16 protein-coding genes are annotated in these 15,794 nt (G+C 70.5%); 7 read left to right on the top strand and 9 right to left on the bottom strand.

All coding sequences use genetic code 11. The annotated features are described in order from the left end of the window. Positions 1 to 13: 13 nt before the first annotated feature. The 4 genes from IE140_RS12870 to IE140_RS12855 form a co-directional block, all read right to left on the bottom strand. On the bottom strand, positions 14 to 1,924 hold the full coding sequence (locus IE140_RS12870; RefSeq protein WP_373296161.1) for an alkyl/aryl-sulfatase: 1,911 nt from the start codon (positions 1,922 to 1,924) through the stop codon (positions 14 to 16). Between the two features lie 102 nt (positions 1,925 to 2,026). Further along, the gene (locus IE140_RS12865; protein ID WP_093435631.1) at positions 2,027 to 2,485 is read right to left on the bottom strand and encodes a DMT family transporter; all 459 of its coding nucleotides are present in this window, start codon (positions 2,483 to 2,485) and stop codon (positions 2,027 to 2,029) included. A 68-nt stretch (positions 2,486 to 2,553) separates the two neighbouring features. Next, positions 2,554 to 2,874 (bottom strand): DMT family transporter, encoded by a 321-nt coding sequence (locus tag IE140_RS12860; RefSeq protein WP_006126349.1) that lies wholly within the window; start codon positions 2,872 to 2,874, stop codon positions 2,554 to 2,556. Between the two features lie 150 nt (positions 2,875 to 3,024). Then, on the bottom strand, positions 3,025 to 3,432 hold the full coding sequence (locus tag IE140_RS12855) for a calponin homology domain-containing protein (protein WP_189460375.1): 408 nt from the start codon (positions 3,430 to 3,432) through the stop codon (positions 3,025 to 3,027). A 156-nt stretch (positions 3,433 to 3,588) separates the two neighbouring features. Between IE140_RS12855 and IE140_RS12850 the strand changes: the two genes are divergently transcribed. From IE140_RS12850 to IE140_RS12840, 3 genes are read left to right on the top strand one after another with little or no spacing between them, the layout of a single operon-like run. Next, positions 3,589 to 4,425, top strand: a complete 837-nt coding sequence (locus IE140_RS12850; RefSeq protein WP_167533482.1) for a helix-turn-helix domain-containing protein — start codon at positions 3,589 to 3,591, stop codon at positions 4,423 to 4,425. Further along, entirely contained in the window at positions 4,422 to 4,658 is a 237-nt protein-coding gene (locus IE140_RS12845; RefSeq protein ID WP_150194587.1) for a DUF397 domain-containing protein, read from the top strand. The genes IE140_RS12850 and IE140_RS12845 overlap by 4 nt, the downstream gene beginning before the upstream one ends. A 59-nt stretch (positions 4,659 to 4,717) precedes the next feature. Next, positions 4,718 to 5,377 carry a TetR/AcrR family transcriptional regulator gene (locus IE140_RS12840; protein ID WP_150194585.1) on the top strand — a complete coding sequence of 220 codons (660 nt, stop codon included), beginning with the start codon at positions 4,718 to 4,720 and terminating at the stop codon, positions 5,375 to 5,377. A gap of 53 nt (positions 5,378 to 5,430) precedes the next feature. Here IE140_RS12840 and IE140_RS12835 read toward each other — a convergent pair whose 3' ends face one another. Beyond that, a complete protein-coding gene (locus tag IE140_RS12835; protein WP_373296160.1) occupies positions 5,431 to 6,114 on the bottom strand; it encodes a hypothetical protein in 684 nt (227 codons plus the stop codon). 156 nt (positions 6,115 to 6,270) lie between these two features. On the opposite strand from IE140_RS12835, the gene IE140_RS12830 reads away from it, so the two are divergent. Continuing rightward, on the top strand, positions 6,271 to 7,698 hold the full coding sequence (locus tag IE140_RS12830; RefSeq protein WP_150194583.1) for an FG-GAP repeat protein: 1,428 nt from the start codon (positions 6,271 to 6,273) through the stop codon (positions 7,696 to 7,698). Between the two features lie 87 nt (positions 7,699 to 7,785). Here the strand turns inward: IE140_RS12830 and IE140_RS12825 are convergent, their stop codons facing one another. Then, positions 7,786 to 8,166 carry a hypothetical protein gene (locus tag IE140_RS12825; protein ID WP_032776785.1) on the bottom strand — a complete coding sequence of 127 codons (381 nt, stop codon included), beginning with the start codon at positions 8,164 to 8,166 and terminating at the stop codon, positions 7,786 to 7,788. A 156-nt stretch (positions 8,167 to 8,322) separates the two neighbouring features. Here IE140_RS12825 and IE140_RS12820 point away from each other — a divergent pair, with 156 nt between their 5' ends. After that, positions 8,323 to 9,324, top strand: a complete 1,002-nt coding sequence (locus tag IE140_RS12820) for an ArsR/SmtB family transcription factor (protein WP_093435615.1) — start codon at positions 8,323 to 8,325, stop codon at positions 9,322 to 9,324. A gap of 35 nt (positions 9,325 to 9,359) precedes the next feature. Here IE140_RS12820 and IE140_RS12815 read toward each other — a convergent pair whose 3' ends face one another. Further along, positions 9,360 to 10,166 carry an alpha/beta fold hydrolase gene (locus IE140_RS12815; RefSeq protein ID WP_150194581.1) on the bottom strand — a complete coding sequence of 269 codons (807 nt, stop codon included), beginning with the start codon at positions 10,164 to 10,166 and terminating at the stop codon, positions 9,360 to 9,362. Between the two features lie 99 nt (positions 10,167 to 10,265). On the opposite strand from IE140_RS12815, the gene IE140_RS12810 reads away from it, so the two are divergent. After that, on the top strand, positions 10,266 to 11,213 hold the full coding sequence (locus IE140_RS12810; protein ID WP_150194579.1) for a LysR family transcriptional regulator: 948 nt from the start codon (positions 10,266 to 10,268) through the stop codon (positions 11,211 to 11,213). 66 nt (positions 11,214 to 11,279) lie between these two features. On the opposite strand, the gene IE140_RS12805 is transcribed toward IE140_RS12810, so the two are convergent. After that, the gene (locus IE140_RS12805) at positions 11,280 to 12,845 is read right to left on the bottom strand and encodes a helix-turn-helix domain-containing protein (RefSeq protein WP_150194595.1); all 1,566 of its coding nucleotides are present in this window, start codon (positions 12,843 to 12,845) and stop codon (positions 11,280 to 11,282) included. Between the two features lie 450 nt (positions 12,846 to 13,295). Between IE140_RS12805 and dnaN the strand changes: the two genes are divergently transcribed. Then, on the top strand, positions 13,296 to 14,462 hold the full coding sequence (gene dnaN, locus IE140_RS12800) for a DNA polymerase III subunit beta (protein ID WP_150194576.1): 1,167 nt from the start codon (positions 13,296 to 13,298) through the stop codon (positions 14,460 to 14,462). Between the two features lie 164 nt (positions 14,463 to 14,626). Here dnaN and IE140_RS12795 read toward each other — a convergent pair whose 3' ends face one another. Further along, complete coding sequence (locus tag IE140_RS12795) at positions 14,627 to 15,517, bottom strand: glycoside hydrolase family 19 protein (RefSeq protein WP_032776778.1); 891 nt, start codon at positions 15,515 to 15,517, stop codon at positions 14,627 to 14,629. Positions 15,518 to 15,794: the final 277 nt, after the last annotated feature.

Here is a 15,794-nt window from a genome sequence, read left to right as displayed (position 1 = left end):
AGGCAGGACACCCTCAGGGCGTAACGATGGCGAAGTCGGGGTCCGGGTCGTCGAGGACGGACATGAGGGTGGTCAGGACGCCAGGGTCGCCGGTGTGCTCGATGCCATCGAGCCCCAGTCCACCCAGCAGGCCCATGAGTTGGGGCTTGGTGAGGGTGAGCGTGAGATCTGCACTGTCGGCGGCAGAGCCCTCGGTCACCGGGTGGTGCACCAGGACCCCGTTGCGCAGGCTCGTCCGATACGTCGTGTCCAGGTCGGTGAACCGCCACACCACCGCGAGGGAGTGGTCCCAGGCCCGGGGCCCGTTGACGCGGATGGCGAGTGAGTCGAAGACCTGCTCCACGGAGAGCGCGGCGGACATGCTGTCGGCGGCGATCGGCACGGGCTGCACGCCGTTGCGCAACTCGAAGGCACCCATGAGGTAGTTGTTCCGCCAGGTGCCGCATTCGGCCCCGTGACCGAGGCGTTCGAAGGTCTCGGCCAGCAGGTCCTTGGCCCGGGAGTCGCCGGGCGCCGCGAACGTGGCGTGCTTGAGGAGCTGCGCGGCGAACCGCAGGTCACCGGCGTCCAAGTAGGAACGCGCCTTGGTCAGGACGGCGCCGAGGCCGCCCATGCAGTCGACGTAGCGGTGGGCGGATTCGGTGGGCGGGTGCTCCCAGAGGGAGGCCGGGTGGCCGTCGTACCAACCCATGTAACGGTGGTAGATCGCCTTGACGTTGTGGCTGACCGAGCCGTAGTAGCCACGGGCGTGCCAGGCTCGGGCGAGGCGCGGCGGGAGTTCGATCATCTCCGCGATCTCGATGCCGGTGTACCCCTGGTTGAGCAGCCGCAGCGTCTGGTCGTGCAGATACCCGTAGAGGTCGCGCTGCTCGGACAGGAAGGCGGTGAGGCGCTCGGTGCCCCAGGTCGGCCAGTGGTGGGAGGCGAAGAGGACGTCGGAGTCGGCGGCGTACAGGGTGATGGACTCCGTGAGGTAGCGCGACCAGATCCGGGCGTCGCGGACCAGGGCGCCGCGCAGGGTCTGGATGTTGTGCAGGTTGTGGGAGGCGTTCTCCGCCATGCACAGGGCGCGGCGTTCGGGCAGATGGAAGTTGAGCTCGGAGGGGGCTTCGGTGCCCGGCGTGAGCTGGAAGCGGAACAGGACGCCGTCGAGCCGTTCCTCCTGTCCCGTGCGCGTGACCTCCAGGGTCGGCGGCAGCAGGCTCGGCAGCCCTTGCGAGGCGGCGAAGCCGAGGCCGACGCCGATCAGGCCGCGCGGGTCCGGGTCCAGCTCCCAGCCGGTGTGGTACGCCCCACGGCGGAGCATCGCGGTTCCGGCGTAGACGTTCTCGGCGACGGAGTTCTCCATGAACCCTGCGGGGGCGACGATCGGTACGTCGTCGTCGGGGCCGATCACGCCGAGCGCCCCGCCGAAGTGGTCGATGTGGGAGTGGGTGAACACGACAGCGGTGACCGGCCGGTCGCCCCGGTGGGCCCGGTAGAGGGCGAGTCCTTCGGCCGCACACTCCTGGGAGACGAGCGGGTCGACGACCACGACACCGCGCTCGCCCTCGATCAGGGTCATGTTCGAGAGATCAAAACCCCGGATCTGGTGAATGCCCTCGGTGACCTCGTACAGACCGGCCCGGGCGCAGAGCTGCGACTGCCGCCACAGGCTCGGATCGGCGGTGTCGGGGCAGTCCTCCCGCAGGAACGCCGTGGCGTCGAAGTCCCAGACGACCCGCCCGTCCGCCGCCGTGATCCTCGCGTTCGCGGGGCCGGCCACCAGGCCCCGGTCCGCGTCCTCGAAGTCGGTCCGGTCGGCGAAGTCGGGGGTGCTGCTGTCGCGGGTGCTGCCGGGGCTGGTTGCGGCAGTCGTCACGGCGGGGCCTCCTGGTCGGGACGCGGGCACGCCGACGGGCGGTTGCGTGACCGGTAACGCCATGGTCGGCCGCCCCCGGGGCGCTCGCCTGTCGGGTGTGAGCCGATCAGGTGAGCGCCCCGGGGGCGGCCGTACGGAGGGAGAGCGAGGAGCGGTCGTGGCGCGTCAGGCCCGGACCGCGTCCGCCCGGTCCGCGAGACGCCCGGCCGACGGCGCCGGAGCCACCGCCTCGGCGGCCGGCTTCGTACGGTCGGCGAGCTTCAGCCAGATGACACCGACGATGATGACCGCCAGCCAGACGCCCTTGGCCACGGTGAGGGTCTCGTCGAAGAAGAGCGGGCCGAGGACGGCGGCACCGACCGCGCCGATACCGGCCCAGACCGCGTAGCCGATGCTCACGTCGATCGTGCGGAGGGCGAGGCTCAGCGCGTAGAGCGTCAGCAGGAAGAAGACCACGGCGACCAAGGACCAGGTCAGGACGGTGAAACCTTCGCTGCCGCCGACGGCGAGGGCGTACCCGATCTCGAAGACTCCGGCGAGGAGGAGCGAGAGCCAGGCGTTGGTGGAGGAGTTCTTGGTGGTGGCGGCGGTGGCGGTGGCGGTGTTCTGGGCAGCGTTGGACATGGGAGGTGAGCCTCTCTCGGGGAAGTCGTCGGAGTCGTCAGGTGCTGTGCGTGGGGTACGTGTGCGGATCAGGCGGAACCGCTCAGCTGGAGGCCGACGACACCCCCGATGACGAGGACGATGCCGATCGCCTTGTGCAGGTTCAGCCGCTGGCCGAAGAACAGCGCACCGAGCACGGTGATGCCGACGCCCGCGACCGACGTCCACAGGGCGTAGCCCACGCCGACGTCGAAGGTCAGCAGCGCCTTGCTGAGGAAGAAGGTCGCGGCGGCGCCGCTGGCCAGGGTGATCGACGTCCACTTGCGGTTCTTGAAGCCCTCGGCCTTTCCGGCGGCGATGGCGACCAGGATTTCGAAGGCGACGGCGACGGCGAGGTAGAGCCAGTGCATGGGAGGTCCTTCCATGGAGTGCGCGGGACAGTGCTTGCTCGTACATGCAATTGAGTGCCGCCACCGATCCGCGCCGGTGCGCCGCCCTCACGTCGCAGACTCTTGCATGTGCAAGTAAGGACTGTCAACGCCTCCCGCGCCGGCCGAGGTTCAACTCAGTAACGCGTACGCCGCGTTGAACAGGATCAGCGTGTGCACGAACCGCCCCGCACGGGTCGGCGGGTACCGCCACATCAGCGGCCAGGTGTCGCCCCCGAGCGCCGGTACGGGTACGTAACTGATCCGGCCGGTCGCCGAGTTGAACGTCGTCACCTCACGCGGCCACGGCCGCCCCGCCGTCGACCCGGGCGGTACGAGGAAGTACACCCCTCGCCGGCCGTTCGACTCGCTGACGACGGGCCCCGGTTCGCCGCCGACCAGCTCCTCCATCAGATCGGCCAGTCGCCGCCCCGCGTCCCCGTCCACGCGGATCGCGTCGAATTGCACGCCCGCCTTGCGGAGATGGAATCCGCACTCCGGAATCCAGTCCGCCGTCACACCGCCATTAGTTGCGTTCACGGGACGATTGTGACCCTGATCACCTAGCGTTATCCACGTCTGCCGAGGTGCGTCGCAAAGCCGTTGACCTGCACGAACTTCACTGGAGCCACGTTGAGTTCGACGGCATCGAGTAATGACCGGTTGAGTTCGGTTGAGTCGAAAAGAGATCGCGTAATGGCGAGTGCTGAGAACAAGGAAACGGCGAGCCCGATGGCCCGGATGGTGGCCGAGATGGCCCGGACGCTACGTGTCCAGCGCGGGTGGACCCAGGAGCAGGAAGGTAAGGAGATCGGCTACTCGGCGGCGGCGATCAGCGCGATGGAGACGTGCGCGCAGCCCGCCAGTGACGCGATGTTGGTCGAGCTGCAACGGGTGCACGGCAACGGCACGCGCATCTTCGAGACGGCACGGCAGTACATGCGGATGGAGCGGCTGCCCGAGCAGTTCAAGGATTACGCGCTGTTGGAGGAGGCCGCGCTCAGCCTCCAGTTGTTCGCCACGAACGTCGTCCATGGGCTGTTCCAGACGGAGGCGTACGCGCGGGCGCTGATCGGTGGCGGTAGCCCGCCGCTCTCCGAGGCGCGCGCGGAAGAGCTGGTCCAGCTCCGCATGGCCCGCACGGCCCTCTTCGACCGCGACCCGCTCCCGATGATCGAGATCGTCATCGACGAGTCCGTTCTGCGGCGCGTCATCGGGAACCAGGAGATCATGCGGGAGCAATTGCTCCATCTCGTGGAGTGCGCCCGGCGGCGTAATGTCACGTTGCTGGTGCTGCCCCTGGACGCGGGCAAATACGGGGAGTATGCCGGGGATCGCGGCTCGATGAACCTGCTGGAGACCCCGGAGCACGAACGCCTCGTCTATATGGAGCCGCAGGACGAGAGCCTGCTGATCAGCGACCCGGCAAAGGTGAGCGTCTACGCTCAGCGCTATGCGAAGATCCGGTCACAGGCCCTGGGTCCTCGTGAATCGCTGGACCTCATCATGCGGTTGGCAGGAGTGACGGAATGAGCAGCACCCTCCGATGGTTCAAGTCGAGCTACAGCAGCTCCAGCGGCGGCGACTGCATCGAGGTCGCCTTCGACTGGCGTACGTCCTCCTACAGCAGTGACAGCGGCGGCAACTGCATCGAGGTAGCCACCTGCCCCCACTCCGTCCACGTCCGTGACTCCAAGGTCACCGACGGGCCCGTCTTCGCCGTCGCGCCCGACGCCTGGTCGGCGTTCGTCACCTGGGCGGAGTGAGCCGAGCGCGGCTCCGGCCTGACGTATCCGCTGGTGGCGGGCGTGTTAGCGTCGGCTTCATGGCAGTACAGCGTGCTGGTGACGCGGAACCGGAACCCGAACCCGAATCGGCGCACCCGACGCCACCCGAGGGGCTCAAGAGTCGGGACCGGATCCTGTGGGCCGCCTCGACGATGCTCGGCGAGGGCGCGGGGGCGGCGCTGAGCGTGCGTGCCGTGGCCGAGCGGGCGGGGGTGAGCACGGGGTCCCTGCGGCACCACTTCCCCACGCAACGCGCGCTCATGGACGCCATGTTGAAGGTCGTCTTCGACTTGGTCCTGCCGGAGGCCGGCTTCCGCGATACGTCCATCTCTCCGCGTGACCGCCTGCTCGGCTGCGTACAGGGTCTCCTCGTACCGCCGGACAGCACGCGGGGTGCGCGCGAGGCGTGGCTGACGGTGCACGAGCGGTACATCGCCCAGGAGCCCACCCAGGCGATGCGGGCGGAGTACCGGGCGATGCAGCGCGAGGTGACCCGCCGGGTCGAGGAGTGCCTGAACGTGCTGGTCGAGGAGGGGGCGCTGGCCGCCGGGGACACCGCGCGGCGGGCGCGGTTCCTGCTGACGCTGGCCAACGGCGTGGCGATCGAGCAGGTGCTGCCGGGCGAGGACGCGCGCATCGCCACCGAGCTGGACGTCCTCCGCACCGGCGTCGACCTCGTCCTCCACAACCGGGTCTGAGGCGACCCCCTGCGTACGCCAGGTACCGGGTCCGAGGCGGCCCTCAGCCTGCGTCAGGTACCGGCTCCGCCGTCCAGGAGCCAGTGGTAGCGCATCCGCATGGCCCGTTCGGTCGCGCCCAGCGCCGCGCCGAAGCCGAGCGTGACATTCAGCCAGATCGGTAGTCGTAGCGGCGACTCGAAGGTACCCAACGATTCCGCGATGGCCGGGATTTCGGAGATCGGCTGTGCGGCCTGGAGCAGGTTGAGGCCGACCCCGATGAGCAGGAGCACCACGGACACGGCCCCGATGAGAGCGCTGGCTCCCGGATGCTCGCGGGCGAAGTTCATGCGCCGCCCCTCCGCCGAGCGGGGGTCGGGGGCGAGGCGGGTCTCGCTCCCGTCGTCCGCGACGAAGTGGCAGCGGCGCATGCCCACTTCGCTGCGGCGGACCTCGATCGTCCCGCCGGGGACCGGGAAGCGGGCCGGGAGCTTCGACTCGGCCTCGCAGGCCCCGTCCCGGTACAGCCGGGCCCGGACCACGCCCGACTCGGGGTCGCCGCCGTGCTTGACCTCCACCGTGTACGTCGCGGAGAGGCCGCCTCCGCCGCCCACCGGCAGCGCGATGGAGAGGAGCGAGCGCCGGGTCATCTGCCACCAGCGGAAGGGCTTCAGCGGCTTCCCGTCGCCCGGCTTCACCCGGCGCTCCAGTCGTCGGTCGTTCCAGCTCAGCCCCATGGTGACGCCCTCCCTGATCACGACCAATACGGTGTGCTACTCAACCTCCCGACCCAAACTAACACACTGTACTAGTGACGCACGGTGACCAGGGTGCCCCGCATGACGGCGGTACGGGGGCGCATGGCTGAATATCCCCCGTACATACGCAACTCACAGGTGGGGGGCACCACGCACATGGCAGGACACACCGCTCGGACCAGACGTTTCGCCGTCCTGGCCGCGACCGCCGCGATGACCGTCGCCGCGACCACGCTGACCGGGGGGACGGCGGGGGCCACGGCACTGCCGGTCCCGCACGACATCAACGGGGACGGGTACGGGGACATCGTCCTCCCGGCGCCCGGCGCCACCGTCGCCGGAAAGATGTACGCCGGGGCGATCGTCGTCCTCTACGGGTCGGCCAAGGGCGTCTCCGCCGCCAAGCGGGCCGTGATCACGCAGAGCTCGCCCGGCGTTCCGGGAGCGTCCGAGGAGGGCGACTCCTTCGGGGCGTCGATCGCCCTCGCGGACCTCGACAAGGACGGGTTCGCCGACATCGTCGTCGGATCGCCGCAGGAGAAGATCGGCTCCAAGCAGTCGGCCGGCGCGGTCACCGTCCTGTGGGGCGGCAAGAAGGGCCCGGTGTCCGGCGTCGCGCTGCCGACACGGGTGGAGAGCCTGGGGCTCGCGGGGCAGGACGTCGCGGCCTGGTCCGGGCCCGACGGGGCGCAGGTCATCATCGTGAACCGCAACGACTCCACGCGCCTGATCGGTCCGTTCAAGCGGTCCGGCAAGATCGTGGCCTCGTCCTACCACCACAACGAGACCGGCTTCATGAACGCCGCCGCCTACGGGGACCTGAACGGCGACAAGGCGGCCGACCGCGTTCTCGTCGGCGGCCGCTCCGACGACAAGAGCGGCGGCTCCGTCTTCGTCAACTCCGTCGAGGAGGAGATCAACCGGCTGCACGGCGGCGACGGTCTCTTCGCGGCGGTCGGGGACGTCAACGGGGACGGTTACGGAGACGTCGTGCTCGGCGACCCCGACGACCCGCGCCCCGACGCGCCCCTCGGCCACCTCGGCGGGGCGGTGCACGTGTGGTTCGGGTCGAAGACGGGTGTGGCGTACGACAAGGCGCCGATGACCATCCACCAGGACACGGCGGGCGTGCCCGGCGGCGGCGAGCGCGGCGACGCGTTCGGGGCGTCCGTCGCGGTGGCCGACCTGAACAAGGACGGGGCCGCCGAGATCATCGTCGGGACGCCCGGCGAGGCGATCGGCAAGAAGGCGGACGCCGGGGGCGTCGTGGTCATCCCCGGCCGCCGTACGGGCCAACTCGGCGCGGGCTCCTACGTGTTCACGCAGGACACCGCCGGGGTGCCGGGCGCGGTGGAGGCCGGGGACCGGTTCGGCGCGACGGTGAGCGCCGGGGACCTGAACAAGGACGGGCGGCCCGACCTCGTGGCGGGCGCGGCGCGGGAGAACGGCCAGGGCGCGGTGTGGGTCCTGCCCGGAGGCAAGTCCGGGCTGCCTCTCTACACGTCGTCGGCGTCCTACGGGCCGGGGTCCCTCGGGCTGTCCGGTGGTGACTGGATGTACCTGGGTGGCGACCACCGGCATTAGTCGGCCCTGTCGTACGGGAAAGGCGGCGCGGGGTCTCGTGGAGATCCCGCGCCGCCTTGCCACCCGGCCGGTGTCACCTGCCCCGAGTCACGGGGCCAGCTTCACGGAGTTGATCGGCGTGAAGTTGTAGTCGTAGTACGTGCCGGCCCGCTGGTTTCCCCCGCAGTCGGTGCCGTTGGACCCCTTGCACCGGTACGCCTTGGCGCCGCCGGTCTGGTTGTTGAACCAGCGCTTCGTGCCGTACTGGTCGTAGATCTTGTGCACCCCGTACGCGTAGAACCGGTGACTCGGCTTGTCACCGTTCCAGCCCGCGCCCGGGTACAGGCAGACGGCCCCGGACGGGCAGCCGTGGATCGTGCCGGCGGCCTGTGCCGCCTGGGCCGTTCCGCCCATCGTGAGCACAGCACCGGTGGCGAGCGCGGTGGCCGCCATCGCGGTCCTGGTGATGGTCCCCCGAATCAGACGCATGTGCCTTCATCCCCCTTCAGGTCGTTCTGACGTTCGTTCACCCTGACGTTCGTTCATCGCTCGTTTACGAGCTGCTTCGATGATGGGGAGGCCCGCGCAAACGGGTCTAAAGGTTTTCGTCACACAGAAAACGGATGCGTCCATTTCGGGGGAATCATGGCACTCCGTATCCATTTCACGGCAGACGACCTGACACGCATCACGGTGGCTCCCCGCCCTGATCCCATGTGGGAGCTGGTCAACAGCCTGCACATCCTCCAGAGGCGGCCGACCGTCTCCGCGTACGCGCCATGGCTGCGGCACGTACGGCAGCGGCTGGCGAGCAGCGACCTCAGGAGCCCGATCCGGCTGCTCACGACACTGGTCCCGCCCCGGGGGGACTTCCCGGACTTCCTCACCCCGCCCCACAAGGGCGGCTTGGAGGCCGCCCGTGACCTCGTGCTCGCCACACCGGCGGCCCGCCTCCGCACCGAACTGTCCGGATGCTACGGGCAGCGCAGGCCGTCCACGTGGCTCCGGCGGCTCGCGGAGGGCGAGCGCGGGGCCCGGCAGGAGCTGGACGGGGCCTTCCTCACGTACTTCCGCGAACTCCTCGCCCCGCAGCTCCACCTGATCGACGACGTGGTGCACGCCGACCGCGCCCACCACAGCCGGGACGTGCTGGCGGGCGGAGCCGAGCGGTTGCTGAACGCCCTCTCCCCGTCGATCCGCTGGGAGCCGCCCACGCTGATCGCCGACTATCCGCGGGACGGGGACCTCCACCTGGGTGGGCGGGGCATCTCGCTGGTCCCGTCCTTCTTCTGCACGGAGCGTCCCGTCACCCTCATCGACCCCGAACTCCCGCCCGTACTCGTCTACCCCGTGAGCCGCCGCCCCGCGTCCGCGGACCCTCTCGACGGCCTGCCCGAACTGCTGGGGCGGACCCGGGCCTTGGCTCTGTGCGCGCTGTCCTCGCCCTGCTCGACGGGCGAACTGGCGCGCCGGATCGGTGTGTCGATCGGGACGGCGAGCAAACACGCGTCGGTGCTGCGCACCACGAAGCTCATCACGAGTACGCGCAGGGGCGGCGAGGTGGTGCACGCCCTCACCCCCCTCGGGCGCGAACTGGCTCAGGGGCGGAGGGGCGGCTGGTGGTGCTGTGGCCCGGACCCCGCGTAAGCCGCTCCCACCGGGCAGTCGTGTTCCGCCACAGGTCACGCCCCTTCGGCAAGGAACGCCACCACAGCCGCCAGGAACTCCGTCTGCCCTTCGACGTTCGCCATGTGCACCGTGGGCAGGACAGTGAGCCGCGCCCCGGGCACGGTCGCGGCGAGCTCCTTGCCGTGGTCGGCCGACGTGACGGTGTCGTGCTCACCCGCGATGACCAAGGTCGGGTTCTGGATGAGGGCGGCCGTGCGGCGCTGGTCGACGTCACGCACCGCGGCCCAGCTGCCGGCCACGCCCTCGCGCCGCGTGGCGAGCAGAGTACGGCGGAAACCCTCGACGACCTCGTTGTCGCCCCGCAGCATGTGGGCCGGGAACCAGTTGTTCAGGAATGTCTCCGCGGTGCCCTGCATGTCGGGGGCTTCCAGCAGTTCGAGGATCGGCCGGTCCCACTGATTCGCCGGGCCGAGGTACGCGGCGGTGTTGGAGAGCACCAGGCGGTCGACACGCTCCGGAACATGGATCCCCAGCCACTGCGCGACCACTCCCCCCAGCGACAGGCCCAACACGTGAACCCGCTGCAGGCCCAGGGCATCCAGCAGTTCCACCGCGTCACGCCCCAGCCGGTCCATGGAGTACGGGCCGCTCGGGACACCGGAAGCGCCGTGGCCGCGTGCGTCGTAGCGCAGCAGCCGGAAGTGCTCGGTCAGAGCCGGCACCTGGCCGTCCCACATGTGGAGGTCGGTGCCGATGGAGTTCGAAAGCAGCAGCACGGGCTTGTTCTCATCACCGTCGAAGCGGTAAGCGATGCGGACACCGTCTCCGGTGGTGATGGCGGTACGGGTTCGAGAAGTCATGTCAGCTCCAGTGATTCAGCGGCGATGCGCTCAGCCTAGGAACACTGTCTGCAGACATCTATGACAAAGGTCGGACACAGACTGTAGGTTCCCTGGACAATGTCGAACTTCACGCTCCATGAACTGCAGTGCTTCAACGCCGTTGTGCGCGGCGGCGGCTTCCAGGCCGCCGCCGATCTGCTGCACCGCTCCCACCCTTCCGTGTTCGCATCCGTCGCCAAGCTGGAGCGCCAGCTGGGACTGGACCTGCTGGACCGCTCGGGCTATCGGGTTCAGCTGACCGAGGCCGGGCGCGCCTTCCACCGCAAGGTGCGCGTACTGCTGCACGAGGCCGAGGAACTGGGCTCCTACGCCGCGCAGTTGGCGATGGGCGAGGAGTCCGAGCTGCGCGTGGTACTCGGGGACCTGTGTCCGCTTCCCCCGGTGCTGGAGATACTCAGCAACTTCTTCGCCCAGCGCCCGCAGACACGACTGCACCTGCTGTTCGAGACCGTCACCGGCCCCTGGGAGCGGCTGCTGGAGGACGAAGCCGACCTCATCGTGCACCGCGTACCCAAGAGCGACGTACGGATGGAGTGGATCGACCTCGGCCGCGTCGCCCTGGTGCCCGTCGTGGCGCCCGGCTTCCTGCCCTTCCCTCCGGACACCGACATCACACCGCAGCGGATGCAGGCCCTCACCCAGTGCGTGGTCCGGGACTCGTCGCGGCATCCGTCCGAACAAGGCCATTTCGTGATCGAGGGCGCGCCCCGGACCTCTGTTCCGGACCATCTCATGAAGAAGGAGCTGATCCTGCACGGCATGGCGTGGGGGCACGTGCCGCGGTTCATGATCGAGACCGAGCTGCGCAACGGAAGCCTGCTTTCCATCGCCGGGCAGCACTTTCCCGGTGTGGTCGAGGAACTCTCGGCGGCACGACGGCGCGACCGTCCGCACGGGCCGGTCGCCGACCAGCTGTGGGACTTCCTGGCCCGCCATGCAGCGGTCCTGAAGCCGGCGCTGGGCCGCGTACCCGGAGCGAAGAAGGCACCGGAACGCGACGGGTGACGGTGCCGGAGCCCGGCCGACGCTCGCCATGAACCGAAGGAACAACGGGTCCTGAGCGGACGAGCACTAGTGGCGCGGTGCCGCCAGGTCCCTGGACCTCAAGGCCAGCCACAGGTCGTAGCGGGCGCTCGGCGGGCGCAGCAGGGAGCGCTGGAGCACCGTTTCGAGGCGGGTGAGGCGCTTGCGGGCCCCGGGGGCGGAGATGCCGAGCCCGGCGGCGGTCGGGCCGAGCCGGCCCTCGCACCGCAACCAGGTCCGCAGGGTCTCCTCGGCGCCCAGGACGGGGGCCAGTTGCTGGTCGGCCCAGTCGCGGACGGCGGGGCGGCACAGGATCGCGTCGAGGCCGCCCGCCGCCTGTGACGTACCGGAGGCGTACGGGAACGGCGGGGCCGACGACGGGACCTCGGGGGTGCACGCCGGGGCGGGGGTCGCGCGGACGCGCAGCGCCAGGTCGAGGGCCGACTGGTCGGCCAGTCGGTGCAGATCGAGGCCGAGCAGCTCGCCGATGAGCCGCAGCCGGGCGGCGAGGGTGTTGCGGTGGACCTTGAGGTGGTCGGTCGCGTGCGACGAGAACGCCAGCCAGGAGGTGGCCGTGGCCAGCAGCTCCTGGCTGCCGGGGTCCTGCGCGCGGCGCGGAACGTGGGTCAGGAGCGGGTTCAGCAGCTCGTCCGCCCACCGGCGGCCGGCTGGTCCGACGACGAGCGCGGGATCCGGCGAGACCCCGAACCGGGCGTACCGGGTGGGCAGTTCGCGGGCGACGGCCAGGGCGTGGAAGGCCTGGCGGTAGCCGGTCGCGGTGTCGGCCAGCGGCACGGGCTCGCTGACGCCCACCACGCAGTCGCCCACCCGCGCGGCGACGGTCTCGTCCGTGGGAGCCGCCCCCGGCTCCGGAGCCTTCTCCCCCGCGTCCTCCGCGGGCATGACGAGGATGAGGTGGCGGGCGTACACGGGGCACCGCACGATCCAGGAACGCCCGCCGTCCGCGTCCACGCAGACCCGGGCCACCTCGTCGCGGTCGTCGCCGGAGCACTCCACGACGCACACCCGCACCGGATCGGGGAGCCGGGGGCGCAGCGCACCGGCGACCTGCTGGGCGATGGAGAGCTGCCCCGTCATCAGCAGGTGCAGCACCGCCTCGCGGCTCCGGGACTCGGCGAGGTCCACCCGGCGGCGCTTGCGCTCCAGCGTCTCGGCCTGGAGGCACAGGGAGAGCGGCAGGACGACATCGGCCAGCAGCGTGGCGAGCCCGGCGGCCACGGGCCGGGGCGTGACGACGGCCAGCACGGGAGCGGCGGGGTCGCCGACGCCCTGCGGGAAGCCGCCATGCGGGGAGAGGCCGCCCTGAGGGAGGCCACTCTGAGGGAAGCCGCCCTGCGGGAAGCCGCTCAGGGGGAAGAGCAGGGCGGTGTGCTCACCGGTGTCCACGGAATACGCCTGGACCCCGCGCTCGGCGAGGGCGCTCGCGCTCTCGGCCACGAGCCCCGCGACATCGGGGACCATCGCCCCCGCCGTACGGGCCGCGGCGTGCAGAACCGTCCCGTCCGGCCCGACGATCCCGGCCCACCCCTCGGCCCGCCAGGCCAGCCAGCGCAGCAGCTCGGCCGTTCCGCCGGTGCGCGCCAGCCGGTGCATCCGCAGAAGATCGTCCGCACGCTCCCCTGATCGCATCAAGCCCCCGTTCCGCCCTGGACACAGCCCGTGTCGCCGGTGACCCGGTCATGGTGACTGTGCGGACCGATACCCCGGCAGCCGTCCCATTGGGCGTATTGAATCTCCCGATCTCCCTACCCTCCGTTCTATCGTCCGAACGTGTTCCGGCACGTCGGGGGAGACGGGGAGGCCGGAACACGGGAACGCGGGAACGCGGCGGCAGGGGCTCACGGGGGTGGTCGCTGTCGCCGGTTGCCGCGCTCCCGCACACGTGATTGGACAGAACAACCCGAAGACAGCCCAGCAGGGCGTCAGTCAGTGGTCGAGCCACGACCACCGGGACCTGAGTGTCAGCATCAATGTCAGTGGTGCCTCGTAGCGTCGTACGCAGGAGTCGGCTTCCGGCTTCGACGACCGAGGAGAGGCACCCCCATGGAGTTCCGCATCCAGCGCAGCGCCCTGACCGAGGCCGTGTCCTGGGCCGCCCGCGTCCTGCCCGTGCGCTCGCCCGTCCCCGTCCTGGGCGGGCTGCTGCTGGACACGGGGGCCGGAGGCGGGGACGGGCGGCTGCGGATCTCCGGGCTGGACTACGAGGCGTCCGCGCGCATCGACGTGGAGGCCGAGGTCCCGCGGCCCGGGAAGGTGCTCGTCATGGGGCGGCGGCTGCTGGACATCTGCAAGGTGCTGCCCGACGGACCCGTGGAGTGCGCGGTGGAGGGGTCACGGTTCACGGTGTCGGGCGACGGGGCCCGGTTCGGCCTCTCCGTGCTGCCGCTCGACGACTACCCGGCGCTGCCCCCGCTCCCCCAGGTGCGGGGCGCGGTGGACGCGGAGCTGTTCGCCGCGGCGGTGGCCGATGTCGCGGTGGCGGCGGGGCGCGACGACACGCTGCCCGCGCTCACCGGGATCCGGCTGGGGCTCGACGGCGACACGATGACGCTCGCCGCGACCGACCGCTACCGCTTCGCCGTGCGGACCGTCCCGTGGAAGGCGACCGCTCCCGGCGAGAGCGCCGACGTCCTCGTCTCCGCCCGCCGGCTCACCGAGATCGCCCGCTCGCTGGGCCGTTCCGGGCTGGTGAGCGTCGCCCTGGACGCCGGTTCGGCGGGCTTCGAGCACGCGGGCATGCGGACCACCGTACGGCTCCTGGAGGGCCGACTCCCGCGCCACGAGAAGCTGTTCGCGATGGAGGACCCGGCCGTGGCGGTGGTGGACCGGGGCCGGCTGACGGAGGCGGTCAAGCGGGTCTCCGTCGTCGCCGACGGGGACAGCCCGGTGCAGATGACGTTCTCCCGCTCCGACGCCGCCGTGACGCTCCGGGCAGGCTACGAGGACGATGTGGCGTCCCAGCGGCTGCCGGCCGCCCTGGAGGGGGCCGAGGAGCTGACGGTGGCCTTCAACCCCGGGTATCTGGCGGACGCCCTGGCCGCCTTCACGGGGCCGTCCCTCCGGCTCCGGCTCCTGGGGGCGGGCCAGCGCGCGCTGATCACGGACGGGGCGGGCCCGGACGGGACGCCGGCGGACGGGACACCGGCGGACGGGGCGGGCTCGGGCACGCACCGGCATCTGCTGATGTCGGTGCGGCCGCAGTTGGTGTGAGGGGCGACCGGGCCCGGGACCGGATCTCGCTCCACCGACCGCCCCCGGACGCCGAAACGGGGGGTGCGTTCCGGCTTTCGCCGGACGCACCCCCCGCTCGGGTGGGGTTCTCAGCCCTCACAAGACCTCAAGGCCTCGGGTCCTCGGGTCCTCGGGTCCTCGGGTCAGCAGCTCAGGTTCGAGCCGGTGGTGGTGCCGAGGAGCTGGGTGAACTGCGTGAACTTGTTGATCCGGCTCTGGACCTGGGCCGGGTTGCCGCCGTTGCACTCGATCGCGCCGTTGATGGAGCGGATGGTCTCACCGAAGCCGGCGCCGTTGACGATGGCGTTGTGGCCGGTCATGGTGCCGGGGCCGGACTGGGTGTTCCAGTACCAGAGGCCGGTCTTCCAGGCGATGGCCGCGTTCTGCTCGACCAGGTAAGGGTTGTTCAGCAGGTCGATGCCGAGCGCGTCACCGGCGGCCTTGTAGTTGAAGTTCCAGCTCAGCTGGATCGGGCCCTTGCCGTAGTACGCGGACTGGCCGGCCGGGCAGCCGTAGGGCTGGCTCGCGTCGCAGTAGTGCGGGTAGTTCGCCTCGTTGACTTCCTTGATGTACACCAGCCCGCCGGTCTCGTGGCTGACGTTGGCGAGGAAGGCGGCCGCCTCGCGCTTCTTGATCTCGTCGCTGCCGGTGTTGGCGAAGGCCGGGTAGGCGGACAGGGCGTCGGTCAGACCCTGGTAGGTGTAGAAGGGGTTCCGGTTCGGGAACATCTGGTTGAACTGGGCCTCGCTGACGACGAATCCGTTGCTCTGCCCCGGGTCCTCACCGCCCCCGCCGGTGCCGCAGGCGCCGTTGTCGGCCCAGACGTCGGAGCTGCCCGGCGTCTCGTTCTGGGTCCACCACTTGGCCGTGTAGTTGCGGCCGTTGTGGGAGACGGTGCCGCCTCCGGTGTAGACCGCGGAGGAGCTCCAGGCGGTGGCGCAGGTGGCGGCCTGCGCGGTGGCGGCGGGAAGGACGACGAGCGCCGCGACGACCGCGCCGAGCGCGACCAGCAGGCTCATGACACGTCGGATCACGTGATCACACTCCTTGGACGCGGCGCGACGTCCGGCCGTGCGCCGCTGTGGGGGTGCCCGACACTCAAGCGAGGATGGTCTGGACCTGTCAAGGTCTAGACCACCCTCGAAATGGGTGAAGGTTTTACCGGTCCCGGCCGCGACGCCCTGCGGCCACCCCACTCAGAGCGCTCTCAACAGCCGCTATTCCGGAGGGAGTCCATCCGGATCGCCCGCGAACGCCGACGGCGGCGAAGGTAAAATCTTCCGGCCCGCCCAGCATGCGGACGATTCAGCC

This window comes from Streptomyces parvus, from assembly GCF_014648875.1.
In the GTDB taxonomy this organism is placed as follows: domain Bacteria; phylum Actinomycetota; class Actinomycetes; order Streptomycetales; family Streptomycetaceae; genus Streptomyces; species Streptomyces parvus.
Note: the sequence above shows the minus strand (reverse complement) of the source record. Positions and strands in the feature narration are given on the sequence as shown.